The following is an 18,339-nucleotide window of genomic DNA, read 5'->3' as shown; positions in this document are numbered from 1 at the left end:
CTATTGCCGCACCCCCACCCCCAAGACCACGACCACACGGCGGACAAACGGCAGGCCCCGAATCACACCAGGCGGGGGCGGACCGAGCGGGGCGGGGCACCGGAGTCGCGAGGTGAGCGGGGCGGGACGCCAGGGTCGGGGAACAGGGCGGGGCGCCGAAGCCGCAGGGTGAGCGGGGCAACGGGCCAAAGTCGCGGAGCGAGCAAAGCGGAGCACCGGAGCCGCAAGACGAGCCGGGCGGGACGCCGGAGTCGGCGAGTGAACAAAGCGGAGCGCCGGAGCCGCCGGGACGGCGCCTTGCCCGCCCGCCCGCGCCCCCGGCCCCTCGACCCGCCCGCCCCTCAGCCCCTCACGCAGACATCCGACCCGCACCGCACCTGCGCCGGGTCCAACCCCACCGGTAGGCCGTCGCCCTCGAAGGCCGTGGGGGCGCCGCCGAAGACCGCCGTCGTCGCCGGTTCGCCGCCGAGTGCCGCCGTGGCCAGGATCATCGCGCCCGCCGTCCACGCCGTGCGCTCCACCGGCCAGATCGCGTCGTCCTCGAAGACGTAGCCGGTCCAGTACAGGCCGTCCTCGTGGCGCAGTCGCTGGATCCACGAGACGATCTCCACCGCCCGGTCGCTCTCGCCCAAAGCCCACAGCGCGATGGCCAGTTCGCAACTCTCCGCGCCGGTCACCCACGGCCGGTCGGAGACGCACCGCACGCCCAGGTCCGGCACCACGAAGGTGTCCCACCCGTCCTTGATCCGCTCGTCCGCGGCCGGCCCGCGCAGCGCGGTGCCCAGGATCGGGTAGTACCAGTCCATCGAGTAGCGGCTCTTGTCCAGGAACCGCTCCGGGTGCGAGAGCACCGCGTGGCCCAGTCGACCGGCCGCCAACTCCCAGTCGGGCTGCGGCTCGCCCAGGTGTTCCGCGATGGCCAGCGCGCAGCGCAGCGCCTGGTACATGCTCGCCGACCCGGTGAGCAGCGCGTCCGGCACCGGCACGCCGTGTTCGTCCCGCTTCCAGCGGATCTCGCCGCCGGGGGCCTGGAGTTCGAGGATGAAGCCCATCGCCGCACGCAGCTTCGGCCACATCCGGACCAGGAACTCCTCGTCCCCGGTGAGCAGATGGTGGTGCCACAGGCCGACCGCGAGGTAGGCGGTGAAGTTGGCCTCCTTGTTGCGGTCGGTCACCTCGCCGTCCACGTACGCCGCGTACCACGAGCCGTCCGGCTCCTGGCGGCTCGCCAGCCAGCGATAGGCACGCTCGGCCTCGTCGTGCCGGCCGGCCACGTCGAGCGCCATCGCGGCCTCGGTGTGGTCCCACGGGTCGAGGTGTCCGCCGACGAACCACGGGATCGACCCGTCGGGCCGCTGTACCGCGGCGATGCCGTCGATCGTCGCGGCAACCTGATCGACGGTCAGCACGCCTTCCAGGGCCAGCAGTTCGAGCGCCGGCTCGGATCCGGGGCGGGCGAGGCTCATGCGCCCGCCCCGTCGAGCGTCCCGTCGGGACCGGCGGCCCCCGCTTCGGTGTCCGTCTCGCCCGTCGGCCGCGGCTTGGTCGCGTAGACCACCAGGCTCTTCCCGATCAGCGGGTCCAGCGCCTTCTCCGCGAGCCGCGTGGCCAGCGGGCGCTTCATGATGTCCCACACCAGGAGCTTGTGCCACGCGCGGACCGGAAGCGCCTTGTCGTTGTCCACGCCGACCGCGCACTTGATCCACCAGTACGGCGAGTGCAGCGCGTGCGTGTGGTGCGTTCCGTACGGCCGCAGTCCCGACTCGCGGATCCGGGCCGCGAACTCGTCGCCCTTGTAGATGCGGATGTGCCCGCCCTCGACCTCGTGATACGCGTCGGACAACGCCCAGCAGATCTTCTCCGGCCCGTAGCGCGGCACCGTCATCGCGGCCAGCCCACCCGGCTTGAGCACCCGGAACAGCTCGCCCAGCACACCCTTGTCGTCCGGGATGTGCTCCAGCACCTCGGAGATGATCACCCGGTCGAAGCTCGCGTCCGGGAAGGGCAGCGCGAGCGCGTCACCGACCATCGCCTCGGCGCGCGCCCCGGCCGGGACCTCGCCGGCCGCCCGCATCGAGGCGAACATCGCGTCGACCTCGGCGATGTCCTTCGCGTTCCGATCCAGCGCGACCACGTCGGCGCCGCGCCGGTATGCCTCGAAGGCGTGCCGGCCACCGCCACAACCCATGTCCAGGACCCGATCCCCGGGGGCCAGCGGAAAGCGGGAGAAATCCACGGTGAGCAAGTCGGCGACTCCGTCTCGTAGTGCGCGAACCGGTTGCGGGGGCGCCCGGCGAGGATGGGCTGTGGTCAGCTGTTTCGGGATCCGACGGCGGGCTTCGCGGACGACACCCGCCCGAACGGCGACCGGCCGCGCAGCACGTCGCTCGCTCTCTCGGTCAACCCGCGTCGCCCCGCACCGGCCGTGCTCGGCGCGATCGGACCGGCCGCGAGCGCGGCCCGATACCGCTCCACGGTACGCACCGCCGTATTGCGCCACGTGAACCGTTCGAGCACCCGGGCGCGGCCCGCCTCGGCCAGCCGGGCCCGCAGTTCGGGGTCGTCGAGCAGTCGGCCCAGGGCCGCGCGCAGTGCCTCCGGGTCGCCCGGCGGCACCGCCAGGCAGGTCACCCCGTCCGGCCCCGCGACCTCCGGGATCGCCCCGCCCGTACTCGCCACCAGCGCCGTCCCGCACGCCATCGCCTCGGCGGCGGGCAGCGAGAAGCCCTCGTAGAGCGACGGCACGCAGGCGATCTCGGCGCTGCGGATCAGGTCGACCAGCTCGTCGTCGGTGAGTTCGGACACGAAGCGGATGGCCGAGCCCAGCCCGAGCCGCTCGATCGCGCGCAACACGGGACCGTCGCCCTTGGGTCGGCCGACCACCACGAGTTCGACCCGGTCGTGCTCGGCGCGCAGCTTGGCCAGCGCCTCGACCAGGTGGATCAGGCCCTTGAGCGGCACATCCGCGCTCGCCGTGGTCACGATCCGTCCGGGCACCTTGGCCACCGCCGGATCCGGCGCGAACCGGTCGGTGTCGGCGCCCACCGGCACCACGGTGACCCGACTGGGCGAGACGCCCAGGTGGTCGACGATCTCGGCCTTGGACGAGCCGGAGACGGTGACCACCTCGGTCAGCCGCGCGGAGACCCGCTTCTGCATGGTGGTGAACCCGTACCAGCGGTGCAGCGTGGCCTTGCGCCGCAGCGTCGTGGCCTCGCCGATCTCCAGCGCGCGGTCCACCGTGATCGGGTGGTGGATCGTGGTGACCAGCGGGAACCCGAGCCGCGGCAGCGCGAGTTGCCCGTAGCCCAGCGTCTGGTTGTCGTGCACCACGTCGAACTCGCCGCGCCGGGCCGCAAGGTGGCGCCACGCGCGCAGCGAGAAGGTCAGCGGCTCGGGAAAGCCCGCGGTCAACATGCCGCCGACCTCGAGCACGTCGATCCAATCGCGATACTCGCGCAGCTTGGGCATCCGGAACGGATCCGGTTCGCGATACAAATCCAGGCTGGGCAGCGTGGTCAGCTTCACGCCCTCGTCCACGACCGCGTACGGCGGGCCGGAGATCACCTCGACCTCGTGTCCGAGCCTGGTGAGTTCGCGGGAAAGGTGGCGGACGTAAACTCCCTGTCCGCCGCAGTACGGGTCGCCCCGATACGCCAGCAGGGCGATTCGCAGGGGTCGCTCCGGGGAGGTCCGCGCCGGGCCCACCTGGGCGTTCACAGCGGATGCGGTCTCCCGTGTCACGAATGGCCCCCTATCGCTGCCCTCGTCGGAGCATAGTAGTCGCGTAATCTAGAACAGGTTTCAGTATGTGCCCGTCGGAGAGCAGCCAAGATACCGCCGGGTACCCACTGCGACGTGCACCGCGTGACCCGTAACACACCGCCCGGCGGACCGCCGCGCATCGAGAGGCTGACATGACGACGTATACGAAGGCCGACCGGGCGCCGCTGACCGAGCGCCAGGAGGCACGCCGCCGCCGCATCCTGCGCGCGACCACCCAACTGGCCGCCCGAGGCGGTTACGAATCGGTACAGATGCGCGAGGTCGCGGAGCTGTCCGAGGTGGCGCTCGGCACGCTGTACCGCTACTTCCCGTCCAAGGTGCATCTGCTGGTGGCCACCATGTACGACCAGCTGGATCAGCTGCACAGCCAGCTGCGCCGCCGCCCGCCGAAGAGCGTCGGCGCGCGTGAGCGGGTGGTGGACACCCTGCTCCGGGCGTTCAAGGGGATGCAGCGCGAGCCGCACCTGACCGAGGCGATGATGCGGGCGCTCCAGTTCGCCGACCGATCGGTCGGCGCCGAGGTGGACACGGTCAGTCGGGAGACCACCTCGATGATCCTGGAGGCGATCAGCGGCGACGAGCCGCCGAGCGAGCCGACGACGGAGGAGTTGGCGGTGATCCGGGTGATCACCCACACGTGGCACTCGTCCCTGATCGCCTGGCTCAACGGCCGCGCCTCGATTGCCCAGGTCCGCACCGACATCGAAACCGTCTGCCGACTGATCCCGGAGGACTGAGACCCCGCGAGTGCTCCGGCCGGGCCCGCCATCGGCCCGACCGGAGCACTCGCGCTAGTCCGGTGGGAACACGGTCGCGCCGGAGGCCGCGTCCACGATCGAGATGGCCTCGACCGGGCAGCTCTCGGCCGCCTCCAGGATCGCGTCCGAGGCGTCCGTCTCCCCCGCCGTCGGGTGCGACTGCCGACCCGCGTCCAGCTTGAAGTCGTTCGGCGCGCTGCCGATGCACATGCCCGACCCGATGCATACGCTCCGGTCGACCTCGACCCGCCAGCGATCACCCATCAGTACTCCTCTTTCGCTCGGCTCCTGCGTCCGCCCGCGCGCGGCCCGCGGCCGCGACGGTCAGATCTGCGCGTCGTAACCCGCGGGCAGCGCGATGGACTTGGCCTCGGTGTACGCGTCGAGCCCCTCGATGCCGAACTCGCGGCCGATGCCCGAGTTCTTGTAGCCGCCGAACGGGCCGAAGAAGTCCAGGCCGAACGTGTTCACCGAGTACGTACCGGTCCGGATCCGCCGGGCCACGTCGATCCCCTTCTCGATGTCCGTCGTCCAGACGCTGCCCGACAGGCCGAAGTCCGAATCGTTCGCGAGGGCGATCGCCTGCTCCTCGTCGTCGTAGGCGATCAGCGCCACGACCGGGCCGAAGATCTCCTCCTGGGCGATCCGCATCGAGTTGTCCACGTCGCCGAACAGGGTGGGCTCGACGTACCAGCCCTTCTCCTGCGCCTCGGGACGACCGCCGCCGGCGAGGATCTTGGCGCCCTCCTCCTGGCCGATGCGGATGTAGTCGAACGAGCGCTGCTGCTGGCGCTTGGCCACCAGCGGGCCGACCTGGGTGTCGGCCGCCATCGGGTCGCCGACCTTGAGTTCGCCGACCCACGCGGCGAAGCGCTCGGCGATCTCGTCGTAGCGGGCACGCGGGGCCAGGATCCGGGTCTGCGCCACGCACGCCTGGCCGTTGTTCATGTACGAGTTCGGCAGCAGCGTGGTCGCGGTGTGCTCCAGGTCGGCGTCGGGCAGGATGATCGCCGCCGACTTGCCGCCCAGTTCCAGGGTGACCCGGGTGAGGTTGCGCGCGGCGACCTCCATGATCCGCTTGCCCGCGCCGACCGAGCCGGTGAACGCGACCTTGTCGATGCCGGGGTGGCCGACCAGGTACTCGCTGACCTCGCGGTCCGCGGCGACGATGCTCAGCACGCCGTCGGGCAGCCCCGCGTCCCGGCAGATCTCGGCCAGGATGTACGAGTCGAGCGGCGTCTCGGGCGACGGCTTGAGCACGACCGTACAGCCGGACGCGATGGCCGGCGCGAGCTTGGCGGCGGTGACGAACTGCGGGACGTTCCACGGCACCACGGCAGCCACCACGCCGACCGGCTCGCGGCGCACGAGCAGCGGGTTGAGCAGACCGGTGCGCTTCTCCTCCCACCGGTACTCGCGGGCGATCTTGGCGACCGTGTCGTAGATCATCCCGGCGCCGATGGCCTGTGCGAACAGGCCCCAGCCGACCGGCGAGCCGTTCTGCGAGGCGACCACCTCGGCGAGTTCCTGCGACCGCGTCATGAAGCCGTCGCGGATCTTCTCCAGGATGGTGATGCGCTCGTCCAGGGACATCCGCGGCCACGGGCCCTCTTCGAACGCCTTGCGCGCGGCGGCGACCGCGGCGTCCACGTCGGCGGTCGACGCGTGGGGAACGCGCGCGATGACCTCTTCGGTGTGCGGCGAGACGACCTCGATCGTGTCCGTGCCCAGCGGGTCGACCAGCTGTCCGCCGATGACCAGTTGGCTGTGCTCCACGATATCCGTCATCACGGTCCTCCTCGGTGCGCACACGCTGCGCGCGGTACAGGGGCTTGCGGGTGGGGCTTGCGGACGTTGAGCAGAACTCCGACTAGAACAGATACCAGTTCGCCGATGAGGGAACAACGGATTCACGGCTCGAATGAGACTGGAGTCTCACTGGCTGACAGGTAAGGATCGTACGTGCCGGATCTCGATCTGACGACCCCTCAAATCAGTGGCCCGGTGGTGTATGAGAGAACGTGTTCTATGGTGATCATCGGAGCCGGATACGCATCCGGCGGCCGTTGGGCGCCGCTTCGAGAACCGTCGAGAAGGAGGCCGCCCATGACCACCGCGTCCGATCGCCCCATTCCTCCCGTGCCGGATGCCGATGCCGACGGGTCGGCGGTGGGAGCCTTGTCGCCCGCCGCCGGCGCCGATGTGCCCACCGTCGAGTCGGCTGCCCGGGCCGATGCGCCCACCGTCGCCGATCTGGGCAACGGTGTGTGGACCGTTCCGGTTCCGATCCCGAACAATCCGCTCGGCTGCACGCTCGTCTACGTGCTCGAAACCGACGCCGGGCCGGTCCTGGTCGACGCGGGCTGGGACGACCCGGTCTCCTACCGCGCCCTCGTCGACGGCCTGGTCGAGGTCGGCACCTCGATCGAGGACGTGCACGGCGTCCTGGTCACCCACGCCCACCCGGACCACCACGGGTTGTCGGAAAAGGTGCGTGAGGTCTCCGGCGCGTGGATCGCGCTGCACGCGGCCGACGCACAACAGGTCGAGCAGATCAACGCCGCCCCGCGCGCGGCCTGGTTGCGACACCACCTGGAGGTGCTGACCCTCGCGGGCGCGCCGCAGGAGGCCATCGACGCGCTGACCGCGTTGCGGACCCGGAGCGCGAACGACGGCGCCCGGCCGCGCCTGCGCTACGCGGTGCCCGACCGGGAGTTGGTGCACGGCGAACTCGCGCCCGCGCCCGGTCGGGCGGTGCGTACCGTGTGGACGCCCGGCCACACTCCCGGCCATGTCTGCCTGCACCTGGAGGACGGCGACGGGCGGCTGCTCTCGGGCGATCACCTGCTGCCGTCGATCACCCCGCACATCGGGCTCTACGACGACGCCGAGGAGGCCGATCCGCTCGGCGACTTCCTCGCCTCGCTGACACGTGTCGCGCGGCTGCCGATCACCGGCGTACTGCCCGCCCACGAGCACGTCTTCACCGACGCGGCGGGCCGGGCGGCCGAGGTGGCCCGGTTGCACGAGGTACGGCTCGCGGCACTGCACGCGCGGCTGCGCGAGCGCTCGCTGACCCTGTGGCAGATCGCCGAGGGCATGGACTGGAACCGCCCGTGGGCGCGATTGGGCGCGCAGAACCGGCAGTTGGCGCTCAGTGAGGCCGCCGCGCACCTGCGCCACCTGGTCAAGCGGGGCCGCGCCGCGGCAGAGGCGCAGGGCGACCCGGTGCGGTATACGGCCCTGTGACTCCCGGGGTCGAGGGGGCGCCCGGGTAGGGTTGGCCGGGACTTGCGGCGGCCCTGTCGAAGGGCCTGTCGGCGGGTCCGGTCCGCGGTCGGTGCCGCGGTCCGAACCGCGATCCGATCCGATCGGATCCGCTTCGCTCCGATCGGCGTTCACGAAAGGCCATGCATGCCCTCCCCCCGACGCCGCAGGCGCGCCGCGGCGGCCTCCGTGCTCACGACGGCGCTGTTGTGCTCGGCTTGGACGGAGGGCGTGGCGTCGGCCGACACGCCGACGCCGGTGCCGACCGCGCTGTACGGGAAGACCGACCCGAGCACGGACGGCGTGTACCGGCAGTCGTTGGCGATCATGGCGCTGGCCTCGACCGACACGCAGCCGGCGCCGACCGCGGTCGAGTGGCTGCTCGGGCAGCAGTGCGCCGACGGCGGGTTCACCGCGTATCGGGCCGATCCGGGCGCGCCGTGCGATGGCGCGCGGGAGGACACCGTGGCGACCGCGACCGCGATCGAGGCGTTGCGGGCGCTGCGGACGTACGACACTCGGGTGGCGCGAGGGGTGGACTGGCTGCGGTCGAAGCAGCTCGCCGACGGCTCGTTCGCGAGTGTGCCCGGGCCGAACGCGGTCGGTGACGTGACCGCGACGGCCGCCGCGACCAGCGCGATCGTCACGGCCGGCACGTCGCCGGAACTGTTCCGTACGCCGCAGGGGCGCACCCCGACGGACGCGCTCGGGGCGGCCCAGCTGCGGTGCGACGCGCCTGCCGCGGACCGGGGGGCGTTCGCCGGTGCGCCGGGTGCCCCGGTCGACCCGCTGGTGACCGCGCGCGCCGTGCTGGCCCTGGGCTACGGCACCCAGCCGGCCGTGGCCGCCCCGTCGTTCGCGATCACGCCGCTGACCTGCCCCGGGGCCGCACCGAACCGGCAGGCCGCCGCACAGGCCGGCGCCGCGTGGCTGGCCGCCAAGCTCAAGGCCGGCGGCAACCACCTCGGCGGCCCCACCGACTTCGCGGCCACCACGACGGCCGTCCAGGCCCTGGCCGCGACGGGCCATCCCGCAGAGGCGGGCGCGGCGGCCGACTGGCTCGCGGCGGGCGCCAAGACGATGGCCGGCAACGACCCGGTCCGCCTGGCCTCCCTGATCCTGGCGGCCGTCTCCACGGGCCGCACGGTAACCACGTTCGGCGGCCTGGACCTGCCAAGCCTCCTCCGAGACACCGGCCCGGCTCCAACCCCCACCGCCGACATGGCCAACCAAAGCAACCTGATCGACGGCCCGGAAGACCACACCCTCCGCGACACCCTCGCCGCAATAATCGCAGTCCTCCTGGCCGCCACACTAATCATCGGCATGCGCCGAACCCGCCGAGAACCCTGACCAGGCCCCACCCCGACCGAAGCGCCACCCAGGACCCAAGCAACCCACCCGAGCCACCCAGCCCAGCGGACCCCAACCGGGCACCCCTCCACCCAGCCAGGACCACTCAACCCAGCTGAAACCCAGCAGCCCGGCCAGGACCACTCAGCCCGGCCGGGACCCCAAGTACCCAACCGCGCCACTCAACCCAACCGGGCATCCCTCCACCCGACCCGGGCCACTCAACCCAGCTGGAACGCAAGCAATCCGGCCAGAACCACTCAAGCCGGCTGGGACCCAAACGGCCCGACCCGGCCACTCAACCCAACCGAGTGGCCCCTCCGCCCGGCCAGGGCCACTTCGACCCAACCGGGAGCCAAGCCGCCCGGCCAGGGGCACTCAAGCGGTCGGGCCCAAGCAACCCGACCAAGCCATTCAGCCCGGCCGGCGCTTGAGGCCAAGTAGCCCGACCCGCGCTTGAGGCCGCCTCGGCCGAAGGCCAGGCAACCCAGCCCACCCGACCCGCGCGTTCGAGGCCGCCTCGGCGACAACACCCCTCAATGCCGAAGGCCCGGCAACACCACCTCCGCTTCCGCGGCCCGCGCCTCCTCGTCACTGAAGACCCGAGACCGAATCAGGAACCGCCACCCCGTGGGCGCCTCGACCGAGAACCCGCCGCCGCGCCCGCGAACCACGTCCACGGTCAGATGGGTGTGCCGCCAATACTCGAACTGCGCCGCCGACATGTAAAACGGCTGACCGGCGACCCATCCGAGCAACACGTCCGCATCACCGACCAGGAACTCCCCCCGCGGGTAACACATCGGCGAAGACCCGTCACAACACCCACCGGACTGGTGAAACAACAACGGCCCATGCTCCGCCGCCAGTTCCCCCACCAACTCGGCCGCGCCCCGCGTGATCGCAACCCGCTCGACCGCCCCGCCCTCCGCGTCCGACATCAGCGCACCTCCTCCGACGCGACCGCCACGACCGCCGTCGCGACTCAGAAGAACCCGAGCTTCTTCGCCGAGTAACTCACCAGCAGATTCTTGGTGTTCTGGTAGTGCCCCAGCATCATCCGATGCGTCTCCCGCCCCAGCCCCGAGGCCTTGTACCCGCCAAATGCCGCATGCGCCGGATAGGCGTGATAGCAGTTGGTCCACACCCGCCCGGCCTTGATCTCCCGCCCGAACCGATAGGCCCGCGTCGCATCCCGCGTCCACACCCCCGCACCCAGGCCGTACAGCGTGTCGTTGGCGATCCGCAACGCCTCGGCGTCGTCCCGGAACGTGGTCACCGACACCACCGGACCGAAGATCTCCTCCTGGAAGATCCGCATGTCGTTGGTGCCCTTGAAGATCGTCGGCTCGACGTAGTACCCGTCCTCGAAACCCTCGACCGTCGTGCGCGCACCACCGATCAAAACCTCGGCGCCCTCCTGCCGACCGATATCCAGATACGACAGGATCTTCTCCAACTGATCGTTGGAAGCCTGCGCACCGACCATCGTCGCCGGATCGAGCGGATTGCCCTGGACGATCGCCCGGGTGCGCGCCAACGCCCGTTCCATGAACCGGTCGTAGATCGACTCGTGGATCAGCGCCCGGGACGGACACGTACAGACCTCGCCCTGGTTCAGCGCGAACATCACGAAGCCCTCGACGGCCTTGTCGAAGAAGTCGTCGTCCTCGTCCGCCACGTCGGCGAAGAAGATGTTCGGACTCTTGCCGCCGAGTTCGACCGTCACGGGGATGATGTTCTGCGAGGCGTACTGCAGGATCAGTCGCCCGGTGGTGGTCTCGCCGGTGAACGCGACCTTGGCCACCCGGCTGCTGCTCGCCAGCGGCTTTCCCGCCTCGAAGCCGAAGCCGTTGATCACGTTGACCACGCCGGGCGGCAGCAGGTCGGCGATCAGCTCGATCAGGACCAGGATGCTCACCGGCGTCTGCTCGGCCGGCTTGAGCACGACGCAGTTGCCCGCCGCCAGCGCGGGGGCGAGCTTCCACGTGGCCATCAAAATGGGAAAGTTCCACGGAATGATCTGCGCGACCACGCCGAGCGGTTCGTGGAAGTGGTACGCGACGGTGTCCTCGTCGATCTGCGAGATGGACCCCTCCTGGGCCCGGATCACACCTGCGAAGTAACGGAAGTGGTCGACGGCCAGCGGGAGATCCGCGGCCAGCGTCTCGCGGACCGGCTTGCCGTTCTCCCACGTCTCGGTGACCGCGAGGCGTTCGAGGTTCTGCTCGATGCGGTCGGCGATCTTGAGCAGGAGCAGCGAGCGTTCGGTGACGCTGGTCCGACCCCAGGCGTCGGCCGCGGCATGTGCGGCGTCCAGGGCCAGTTCGACGTCCTCGGCGGTGGAGCGGGCCACCTCGCAGAACGGCTGACCGGTCACGGGGGTGATGTCGTCCATGTACCGACCCTGCACGGGCGGCACCCATTTGCCGCCGATGTAGTTGTCGTATCGCGGTTCGAACGTGACGATGCTGTCCGGTTGGCCGGGCTGACTGTAGACCACGCGAGCCTCCGCTTCCCTTGCCGTGCAGTGGGCATGACGGACCGTCGGCGACCCCACCGGTCTCGGAAAGCGGGCCGGGCCGCCTGCGGCCGACGGTAGTCGCTCGGCCGCCGATGGTCACCGGATCCGGGAAGAAAAGCCGCGTTGTCATCGGTGCCGGGCAGCGGCATGCACGGGACTTCGTGGAGCCCACCGGCAACTCGCGCCACCAGAAAGCAAGTTGGCCACAATCACCGGATGCTATATCTGGATGTCACCTGTGACATGTGCCATTGTACTCGACGTCGTGTTCTCGATGTGGGCCGCCGATCGTGGCCCACCTGCGCCCGAAGGGCCGTACATGAGCACTCACGCACGCCGTAGAACGTGGTTTGCCACAAGCGTTCCCCTCTTGGCGCTGGTCGTCGGTGTGTTGCCGATCGCAATCACGCCGACGGCCTCGGCCGGCCCCTCCCCGAACACGAACTCCCGGGTCGGGCACGTGAACACGCAGGCGGCGGCCGACCCGGGCGACGAGGTCGACCGGGTCGGTTCGCCGCTCGCCCTCGGCCCCGACCGGGGCCCGGGTCCGCTCGACGGCGGCAACGGCGCGCCCACCGGCCGGGGTCCGGCGGCGACCGACCTCCCGCTCGGACCGCGGCTTCGGACCGATGCCGCGCCGGTGCCCGGCTGTACGCTCGCCGAGTTCGCCGCGTTGTCCCCGCAGGCGCTGGCCGACTTCCTGACCCGCGCCGACGTCGGGCCCGACTGTCTGCGCGGCTTCCTGTGGACCTACACCCCGGAGCTGGGCCGGGTGTTGACGCCGGCTCACCTCCAGGCGGTACTGGCCCGGATCACCGCGCTCGCCCCGGCCTACGACGGCGGCAACGCCTCGCACCTGTACGAACTGTGGTACTTCACGCACGCCGCGCTCTACCTCGACTGGGACAACCCCGCGATCGACCTGCGCGGCCCCGCGACGGTGGCCGCGATCAGCTCGGCGGCCGACGCCTTCCGCACCGCGACGCACGCGTTCGACGTCACGCCCACCTCGGGCGCGCTGCTGCGCGAGATCCTGATCAGCATCGACGTCGACGGCGTCCGCGAACACCAACTGCCGCTGGCCGCCCGGGTCCTACGCGACATGGACGGCAGCACCGACGCGTGGCAGAGCCCCACCCGCAGGGAAGCGGCGCTGGCCGCGCAGAACTTCGCGTACCACGGCATCGCCAACGGCGACGCGGGCTACCAGGCCGCCGTCGCGGCCGACCCGGGCTACCGCGCCGGGCTGAAGGCGTTCGTCGGCTACCGACACCTGAACGTGCCGACCAGTGCCGGGCTGCTGCGCAACGCCGTGTTCGAGTACGGCCGGCTCGGCCGTATCCCGAGCCTCACGGCGGAGACCGTGACGGGCCTGGGCACCCTGCTCGCCGACACCGAGGGCTGGTACGGCCGCTTCTCGGTGCCGTGGAGCGAGGTCGCGCACTGGCTGGAGACGTACGGCGGTTGCCACGCGGCGGGGGTGTGTCGGGCCGACGTCGAGGCGCAGGTCTTCCCGAACACGTACACCTACGACATGGGCGACATCGAGGTGCACACCTCACTCGACCGGACCACGGTCGAGCAGCTCTACTACGCCTCCAAGCAGGTCAAGGAGCAGTTCTTCCGCACCCTCGGCACCGACCAACCGCTGGCCGGCGACCCGAACCACAAGCTGACCGTCCGGCTCTACGCGAGCATGGCCGACTACCACACCTACCAGCCGTTCCTGTACGGCTACGCCACCAACAACGGCGGCCTGTACATCGAGGACGGCGCCACCTTCTACACCTACCAGCGGGTCGTGCCGAGGGACTCCAAGCTGCAGTTGGAGGAGCTGTTCCGGCACGAATACACGCACTACCTCAACGGCCGCTACGCGGTACCGGGTTCGTTCGGCCAGGGCCCGTGGTACGCGGACAACCGAACCACCGCGTTCGACGAGGGAATGGCCGAATACATGGCGGGTTCGACCCGTGACCAGGGCGTGAAGCTGCGCAAGTCACTGGTCACGAAGATCATCTCCGACGTGCAGCAATACGGCAGCCGCCCGTCGGTCCGCGACACGCTGCACTTCAAGTACGACGACGCCGGCTACTTCTTCCGCTACTACGCCTACGCCGGCTCGTTCTTCTCCATGCTCGGACGCGACCACCCGGATCAACTCACCGAGATGTACACCCACTTGCGCACCAACGACGTGGCGGGCTTCGACGCCTTCCTCGACCGCATGAGCGCCCCGACCTACCAGGCCGAGTTCGACACCTACCTGGACCAACAGACAGCCGGCGTCGACACCTTGACCGTCCCGGTGGCGAGGTACACCCCCACGGCCCAACTCGCCGCAACGGGCCCGGAATACATCCGCCAGGTCTTCCACCGGTCCACATCCAACAACCCGACCTCGTGCGACGCCTTCTACGACGCCCACCCCCGCTTCACCTGCAAGGGCGCAATCACCGCCAACATCGCCTCCACCGCCCCCGGCGAGATGCACACCGCCATGGCCGCCACGATCGACTACTTCATCCTGACCCGGGCGGCAGCCGCCCTGAACAACCTGGCCGACATGAACTGCCACTTCACCGAACCGACCCCCTGGCCCAACGCCCAAGCAGCCACCTCCACCTACACCTGCGAAGGCCCCCTCCGCCCCTGACCACCCACCCCCGAACGACGGCCCCCGAGCGCTGCCCACCCCGCGCCGGGGGCCGTCCCGCGGTCGGAGCCTCCCGCCGCCGGCGACCCTCAACCCACGGGCGCACAACCGTCACGCGCCGCGTTGCCGGCCAACACCGCCCGCAACAAGTTTTCCGAAGGCGGTAGTTCGACCCCGCCACGAACGGTCGGCACGTAGTCGACCGTCCCCGTCGTACACGTCGCCGCGTAACCCACGCCCGACCCTTTGCCCGCAGAAGTGGCAACAATCTTCCCCGGAGCCTGTGACCCCCGCCCCAGCCGATCCTCCAGATCGGCGAACGCACCACGGCGCACCTCCAACCGGAGCACGGGCATGCCGTCCCGCCCGTCCCGATCCGAAACGACACAGTCCTCCCACAGCGGATCCCGCCCCGACCAGGTCTCCACCCAGGTCGGATGCGCACCGAGATCCACCCCGACGAGCGGCACCCCACACAACGTCGCACCCGCCGACAGGGGGCGCGGTGCGACCTCAGCCCGCCCGACCGGCGCAGGCAACTCCGGCGACCCTCAACCAGCCCGACGCCGAACGGAGTTGGTCAAGCGCACCATCGTCGAGGCGATGCGCTCACGATTGCCGGCCCGCCCGGGAGTCATGAACCGATCACGGCCGAGGCTCTCCTCGGTGATCCGAACATCCTGAGCCCGCAGCCAGGCGTACCAGCTCTCCCCGCCGGGAGTGCACGGAGGAATCTGCATCCACCCCTGAAGATCCGACGCCATCCCGATCAGACCGTTCCCCAACGGCGTCGAGACCGAAAGTTGCTCCTCGATGCCGTAGAACTGCCCTGCATGCCCATAATCCCGGTCGAGTTCGAACCGAAACGCAAGCTGCGGCCGACCCGCGACCTCGGTATCGACCACGCACGAATCCCCACGCGCAGCCGGATAGTCAAGCCTGTCCCCGCGATACCTGTACTCCCCCGGCGGCATCAACGCACCGAACTCATCGACAGCCAACAACCCCCAGCAATAACTCTCGGACCGACCCGAATCACCCCGCCCGACCCCGAACACGACCAACCCACCAACCAACCCGGCCAAAACCACCCCGACGCTCACAACAACTCCGCGCCGGCGCCACCGAAGTGCTTTCATCGAATGGTGATTTCAGCAGGCATGATGGTCGAGTAACCACGTTCGGCCTCACCACCCAGATTCGCACCTCGGTACAACGGATTCTCTTCCATCCAGGACCGCATCATGTCCTCCACCTGGACCCGCCCCCGGACGAACACGTCATGCACCTCTTCCCTGGCGCGATCACTCGCATCTGCCGGGTTCGCCTGAAAGAACTCCCCGACGATCCCATTCAGACCGACCGTGGCGATGGCGACGACCGGGGCAAGTTCCGGATTCCGGACGAGCTTCGCAGCAGCGGCGAATGTGCCACCCGCCGAGATCCCGTCGACCCCGGCACCGATCCACCGCTCCATGCGCTTGTCGGCTTCCTCCTTGGCCTTGTCACCGTCGGCCGCTTGATCGACCACAGGCCGTCGGATCACCCGCAGAGCGAGCCGCCCGATCGATCGGGTCCGGGACCGGTGGATCCTCGGTGAGGCCGGACCGGGAGGGCGTCGGGCCGGGAGGGAGTCGGGCCGGGCCTGGGGGTCGGGCAGACTGGGGGGATGTCTGTGGTGAAGATCAATGCGTTGACTGTGCCCGCCGAGATGCGGGAGACCCTGGAGCAACGGTTTGCGTCGCGTGCCGGGATGGTGGACTCGCAGGACGGGTTCGAGTGGTTCGAGTTGTTGCGGCCGGTCGAGGGGACCGACAAATACCTCGTGTACACCCGCTGGCGCAGCGAGGAGGACTTTCAGGCGTGGATGGCCGGGACCATGCGGGCCGCGCATGGTGGTGGCGACGGCGCCGAGCGGCCCAAGCCGGCTTCGACCGATTCGGCTCTGTGGTCCTTCGAGGTGATCCAGAGCACCGGGCCGAAGGGCTGACCCGTCCGGGGTTGGTCAGAGGGTGACCGCCTGCACGTCCAAGTGGTCGTCGAGCGCTTGGCGGCCTGCCGGGGTCACGGCAAGCGTGCGGGTCGTGCCGATTCGGGTGACCCAGCCGACGGCGAGTGCGTGGGCGCACAGCGCGGCGCCCACGGCTCCGCCCAGGTGGGGGCGGCGCTCGGTCCAGTCCAGGCACGCCCGCACCGGCGGTCGGCGCGAGCCGGGCGGCGGGACGGTGATCCCGAGTTCGGCGACGGATCCGGCCAGGTGGTCGTAGCACAGCCGGGCACGCGCGAGGGCCTGCCGACGGCTCGAAGCGGACAACGATCGTGGTCGGGCCGGCTGTTGCGGGGCCAACGCGGCCAGGCTCTCGATCAGTTCGATCACCCGATGGTCGGCCACCCGCAGGTAGCGGTGGCGTCCGTGCCGCTCCTCGACGAGGAGTCCGCCGTCGACGAGCAGGTTCAGGTGTGAGGTTGCGGTGGAGCGTGCGATGCCGGTCCGATCGGGAAACGCTGGGAGCACGGCGAACATCGCCTGACCCGGTACTAACCTTGCCCCATGCCACGCTACGACTACCGCTGCCGCGCCTGCGACGTGACCTTCGAGGTCAACCGCCCGATGGCCGCCTCCAACGACCCGGCCACGTGCCCGGCCGGCCACGCCGACACCACGAAGCTGCTCTCCACGGTCGCGGTAACCGGTGCCGCCTCCGCCCCCCGCCCCACCGGAGGCGGCGGAGGCGGGGGCTGCTGTGGCGGCGGCTGCTGCGCCTGACCCGATCCGATCGACGCCCGGAACCCACGACCGACGGGTCCTGGTGCTCAACGGTCGGCGCTCCCGGTGGGACGACCGACTGCGCGGGTCGACCGGTGCGGTCGGCGATCACGTCGAAGTCTCGTCGTAGTGGACGATCGGCCGGCGGTCCGGTCTCAGGCGGTCTGGCCACCCGGGCGCTTGAGAGAACCGTCCGGGTTGCGCGGCCCGGTGCTCGCCACGACCTCGCCGAAGTCGAGTTCGCCGGCGTCCATGGCGTCGAAAAACTCCTGACGCAGGTGACGCTTGACGGCGTCCTCCACGGCGAGGCGCACGGCCTCGGCTTTCGATTTGGTGCCGTATACGCGCATGGCCTCGGCAACCATTTCGTCGTCGAGGTCGATGACGATTCCGGCCATGCGGCGTTCCCTTCAGCGGCACCCAGGACTCGAAACGATACGTCCACGCGAAGGAATCGATGTCGTTTCAGCCCGGCCGAGCCGGACAGGGCCCACTTCGGCGCGAGGCTCGAACGGCTACGCGGCCAAAGGCTTCGGGGTTTCCTTGTCGCATTCCCAGTGGGCCAGGGCCGAGCGGTCGAGGAGGGTGATGCCGGCGCCGGCGGCCAGGGCTTCGGCCTTGGCGGAGAAGCAGCCGGCCGTGGTGGCCAGCAGGAGCGGGCCGGGGCGTTCCGCGGCGGCGTCGAGGGCGGAGACGAAGTCCTGGACCACGCCGCCCGCCACCGGGCCCGGGCCGTCCGCGCTGCGACAGCGCAGCACCGCCGGTGTCCCGTCGCCGCGCCTGGCGTGGACGTCCACCGCGTACGCGTCCTCGACCACCCGCACCGTCTCCACCTCGGCCAGGCCGTCGCGCTCGCACAGTTCGGCCACGTGCTCCGCGAGCCGGGCCGGGTCCATCCGGTCCAGGCGCGCCTGCGCGTCGCGCAGCGCGCGGTCGTCGCGATACTCGATCGGCTCGTCGGCCCTGGGCCGGTATCCCGCCAGCCAGATCACCGAGGCCAGCCCCGCCGCGGCGCAGATGTACACCACCATCATGCTGTCGGACTGGTTCACCCGAACACCTTCGAGGACGAACCAGACACCGATGGCGAGGAGTTCGAGCCCGGCAACCAGGATGGCCAGATTGAGGTAGGCCCTCACCGTCGTACGTGCCATGTCCGTCGTCCCCCCGGTGACGCATCGGCCGGTCGTACCCGTGTCGTTCACGTTGTCCCGAACTCGTTTCGAGC

At 70.3% G+C, this 18,339-nt stretch carries 18 protein-coding genes; 6 read left to right on the top strand and 12 right to left on the bottom strand.

What is annotated here, in order from left to right; genetic code table 11:
* Positions 1–341 precede the first annotated feature (341 nt).
* The 3 genes from ACWGR4_RS24360 to ACWGR4_RS24350 all read right to left on the bottom strand — a co-directional run bounded on the left by ACWGR4_RS24360 (position 342) and on the right by ACWGR4_RS24350 (position 3,744).
* Entirely contained in the window at positions 342–1,466 is a 1,125-nt protein-coding gene (locus ACWGR4_RS24360; protein WP_379995808.1) for a glucosidase family protein, read from the bottom strand.
* A complete protein-coding gene (locus ACWGR4_RS24355) occupies positions 1,463–2,245 on the bottom strand; it encodes a class I SAM-dependent methyltransferase (RefSeq protein ID WP_379995806.1) in 783 nt (260 codons plus the stop codon). Before ACWGR4_RS24355 ends, ACWGR4_RS24360 begins: the two co-directional genes overlap by 4 nt.
* Positions 2,246–2,310: 65 nt before the next feature.
* On the bottom strand, positions 2,311–3,744 hold the full coding sequence (locus tag ACWGR4_RS24350; protein ID WP_452133302.1) for a glycosyltransferase family 4 protein: 1,434 nt from the start codon (positions 3,742–3,744) through the stop codon (positions 2,311–2,313).
* Between the two features lie 173 nt (positions 3,745–3,917).
* On the opposite strand from ACWGR4_RS24350, the gene ACWGR4_RS24345 reads away from it, so the two are divergent.
* On the top strand, positions 3,918–4,523 hold the full coding sequence (locus ACWGR4_RS24345) for a TetR family transcriptional regulator (protein WP_379995801.1): 606 nt from the start codon (positions 3,918–3,920) through the stop codon (positions 4,521–4,523).
* Between the two features lie 54 nt (positions 4,524–4,577).
* On the opposite strand, the gene ACWGR4_RS24340 is transcribed toward ACWGR4_RS24345, so the two are convergent.
* Positions 4,578–4,808: a ferredoxin gene (locus ACWGR4_RS24340; RefSeq protein WP_379995799.1), complete on the bottom strand. Its 231-nt coding sequence runs from the start codon at positions 4,806–4,808 to the stop codon at positions 4,578–4,580.
* A 60-nt stretch (positions 4,809–4,868) separates the two neighbouring features.
* Positions 4,869–6,332: an aldehyde dehydrogenase gene (locus ACWGR4_RS24335; RefSeq protein WP_379995797.1), complete on the bottom strand. Its 1,464-nt coding sequence runs from the start codon at positions 6,330–6,332 to the stop codon at positions 4,869–4,871.
* 318 nt (positions 6,333–6,650) lie between these two features.
* Here ACWGR4_RS24335 and ACWGR4_RS24330 point away from each other — a divergent pair, with 318 nt between their 5' ends.
* Both ACWGR4_RS24330 and ACWGR4_RS24325 read left to right on the top strand, forming a co-directional pair.
* The gene (locus tag ACWGR4_RS24330) at positions 6,651–7,793 is read left to right on the top strand and encodes an MBL fold metallo-hydrolase (protein ID WP_379995795.1); all 1,143 of its coding nucleotides are present in this window, start codon (positions 6,651–6,653) and stop codon (positions 7,791–7,793) included.
* Positions 7,794–7,958: 165 nt separating this feature from the next.
* On the top strand, positions 7,959–9,164 hold the full coding sequence (locus ACWGR4_RS24325; protein ID WP_452133437.1) for a prenyltransferase/squalene oxidase repeat-containing protein: 1,206 nt from the start codon (positions 7,959–7,961) through the stop codon (positions 9,162–9,164).
* Between the two features lie 536 nt (positions 9,165–9,700).
* On the opposite strand, the gene ACWGR4_RS24320 is transcribed toward ACWGR4_RS24325, so the two are convergent.
* Together ACWGR4_RS24320 and adh are read right to left on the bottom strand one after the other, a co-directional pair.
* Positions 9,701–10,105 carry a DUF779 domain-containing protein gene (locus ACWGR4_RS24320; RefSeq protein WP_379995791.1) on the bottom strand — a complete coding sequence of 135 codons (405 nt, stop codon included), beginning with the start codon at positions 10,103–10,105 and terminating at the stop codon, positions 9,701–9,703.
* 44 nt (positions 10,106–10,149) lie between these two features.
* The gene (gene adh, locus ACWGR4_RS24315) at positions 10,150–11,667 is read right to left on the bottom strand and encodes an aldehyde dehydrogenase (protein WP_379995789.1); all 1,518 of its coding nucleotides are present in this window, start codon (positions 11,665–11,667) and stop codon (positions 10,150–10,152) included.
* 391 nt (positions 11,668–12,058) lie between these two features.
* On the opposite strand from adh, the gene ACWGR4_RS24310 reads away from it, so the two are divergent.
* Positions 12,059–14,344 (top strand): collagenase, encoded by a 2,286-nt coding sequence (locus ACWGR4_RS24310; RefSeq protein ID WP_452133436.1) that lies wholly within the window; start codon positions 12,059–12,061, stop codon positions 14,342–14,344.
* A 551-nt stretch (positions 14,345–14,895) separates the two neighbouring features.
* Here the strand turns inward: ACWGR4_RS24310 and ACWGR4_RS24305 are convergent.
* Both ACWGR4_RS24305 and ACWGR4_RS24300 read right to left on the bottom strand, forming a co-directional pair.
* Positions 14,896–15,249 (bottom strand): hypothetical protein, encoded by a 354-nt coding sequence (locus ACWGR4_RS24305; protein WP_452133435.1) that lies wholly within the window; start codon positions 15,247–15,249, stop codon positions 14,896–14,898.
* A gap of 230 nt (positions 15,250–15,479) precedes the next feature.
* Positions 15,480–15,875, bottom strand: a complete 396-nt coding sequence (locus tag ACWGR4_RS24300) for a hypothetical protein (protein ID WP_452133434.1) — start codon at positions 15,873–15,875, stop codon at positions 15,480–15,482.
* Positions 15,876–16,013: 138 nt separating this feature from the next.
* Here ACWGR4_RS24300 and ACWGR4_RS24295 point away from each other — a divergent pair, with 138 nt between their 5' ends.
* Entirely contained in the window at positions 16,014–16,334 is a 321-nt protein-coding gene (locus ACWGR4_RS24295) for an antibiotic biosynthesis monooxygenase family protein (RefSeq protein WP_379995783.1), read from the top strand.
* Positions 16,335–16,349: 15 nt separating this feature from the next.
* On the opposite strand, the gene ACWGR4_RS24290 is transcribed toward ACWGR4_RS24295, so the two are convergent.
* A complete protein-coding gene (locus tag ACWGR4_RS24290) occupies positions 16,350–16,868 on the bottom strand; it encodes an ArsR/SmtB family transcription factor (protein WP_452133433.1) in 519 nt (172 codons plus the stop codon).
* A 27-nt stretch (positions 16,869–16,895) separates the two neighbouring features.
* On the opposite strand from ACWGR4_RS24290, the gene ACWGR4_RS24285 reads away from it, so the two are divergent.
* Entirely contained in the window at positions 16,896–17,111 is a 216-nt protein-coding gene (locus ACWGR4_RS24285) for an FmdB family zinc ribbon protein (protein ID WP_379995777.1), read from the top strand.
* Positions 17,112–17,266: 155 nt separating this feature from the next.
* On the opposite strand, the gene ACWGR4_RS24280 is transcribed toward ACWGR4_RS24285, so the two are convergent.
* Together ACWGR4_RS24280 and ACWGR4_RS24275 are read right to left on the bottom strand one after the other, a co-directional pair.
* Complete coding sequence (locus ACWGR4_RS24280) at positions 17,267–17,509, bottom strand: type II toxin-antitoxin system VapB family antitoxin (protein WP_452133432.1); 243 nt, start codon at positions 17,507–17,509, stop codon at positions 17,267–17,269.
* Between the two features lie 117 nt (positions 17,510–17,626).
* Positions 17,627–18,265 carry a restriction endonuclease gene (locus ACWGR4_RS24275; protein WP_379995775.1) on the bottom strand — a complete coding sequence of 213 codons (639 nt, stop codon included), beginning with the start codon at positions 18,263–18,265 and terminating at the stop codon, positions 17,627–17,629.
* Positions 18,266–18,339: the final 74 nt, after the last annotated feature.

The organism is Embleya sp. NPDC055664 (genome assembly GCF_053618075.1).
This window is presented reverse-complemented; position numbering and strand designations above follow the sequence as displayed.

Coding starts and splice junctions, on each gene's coding strand:
- ACWGR4_RS24360 (WP_379995808.1), bottom strand. CDS start 1,466: ATGAGCCTCGCCCGCCCCGGATCCGAGCCGGCGCTCGAACTGCTGGCC.
- ACWGR4_RS24345 (WP_379995801.1), top strand. CDS start 3,918: ATGACGACGTATACGAAGGCCGACCGGGCGCCGCTGACCGAGCGCCAG.
- ACWGR4_RS24285 (WP_379995777.1), top strand. CDS start 16,896: ATGCCACGCTACGACTACCGCTGCCGCGCCTGCGACGTGACCTTCGAG.
- ACWGR4_RS24280 (WP_452133432.1), bottom strand. CDS start 17,509: ATGGCCGGAATCGTCATCGACCTCGACGACGAAATGGTTGCCGAGGCC.
- ACWGR4_RS24290 (WP_452133433.1), bottom strand. CDS start 16,868: ATGTTCGCCGTGCTCCCAGCGTTTCCCGATCGGACCGGCATCGCACGC.
- ACWGR4_RS24275 (WP_379995775.1), bottom strand. CDS start 18,265: ATGGCACGTACGACGGTGAGGGCCTACCTCAATCTGGCCATCCTGGTT.
- ACWGR4_RS24335 (WP_379995797.1), bottom strand. CDS start 6,332: ATGACGGATATCGTGGAGCACAGCCAACTGGTCATCGGCGGACAGCTG.
- ACWGR4_RS24325 (WP_452133437.1), top strand. CDS start 7,959: ATGCCCTCCCCCCGACGCCGCAGGCGCGCCGCGGCGGCCTCCGTGCTC.
- ACWGR4_RS24320 (WP_379995791.1), bottom strand. CDS start 10,105: ATGTCGGACGCGGAGGGCGGGGCGGTCGAGCGGGTTGCGATCACGCGG.
- ACWGR4_RS24330 (WP_379995795.1), top strand. CDS start 6,651: ATGACCACCGCGTCCGATCGCCCCATTCCTCCCGTGCCGGATGCCGAT.
- ACWGR4_RS24295 (WP_379995783.1), top strand. CDS start 16,014: ATGTCTGTGGTGAAGATCAATGCGTTGACTGTGCCCGCCGAGATGCGG.
- ACWGR4_RS24340 (WP_379995799.1), bottom strand. CDS start 4,808: ATGGGTGATCGCTGGCGGGTCGAGGTCGACCGGAGCGTATGCATCGGG.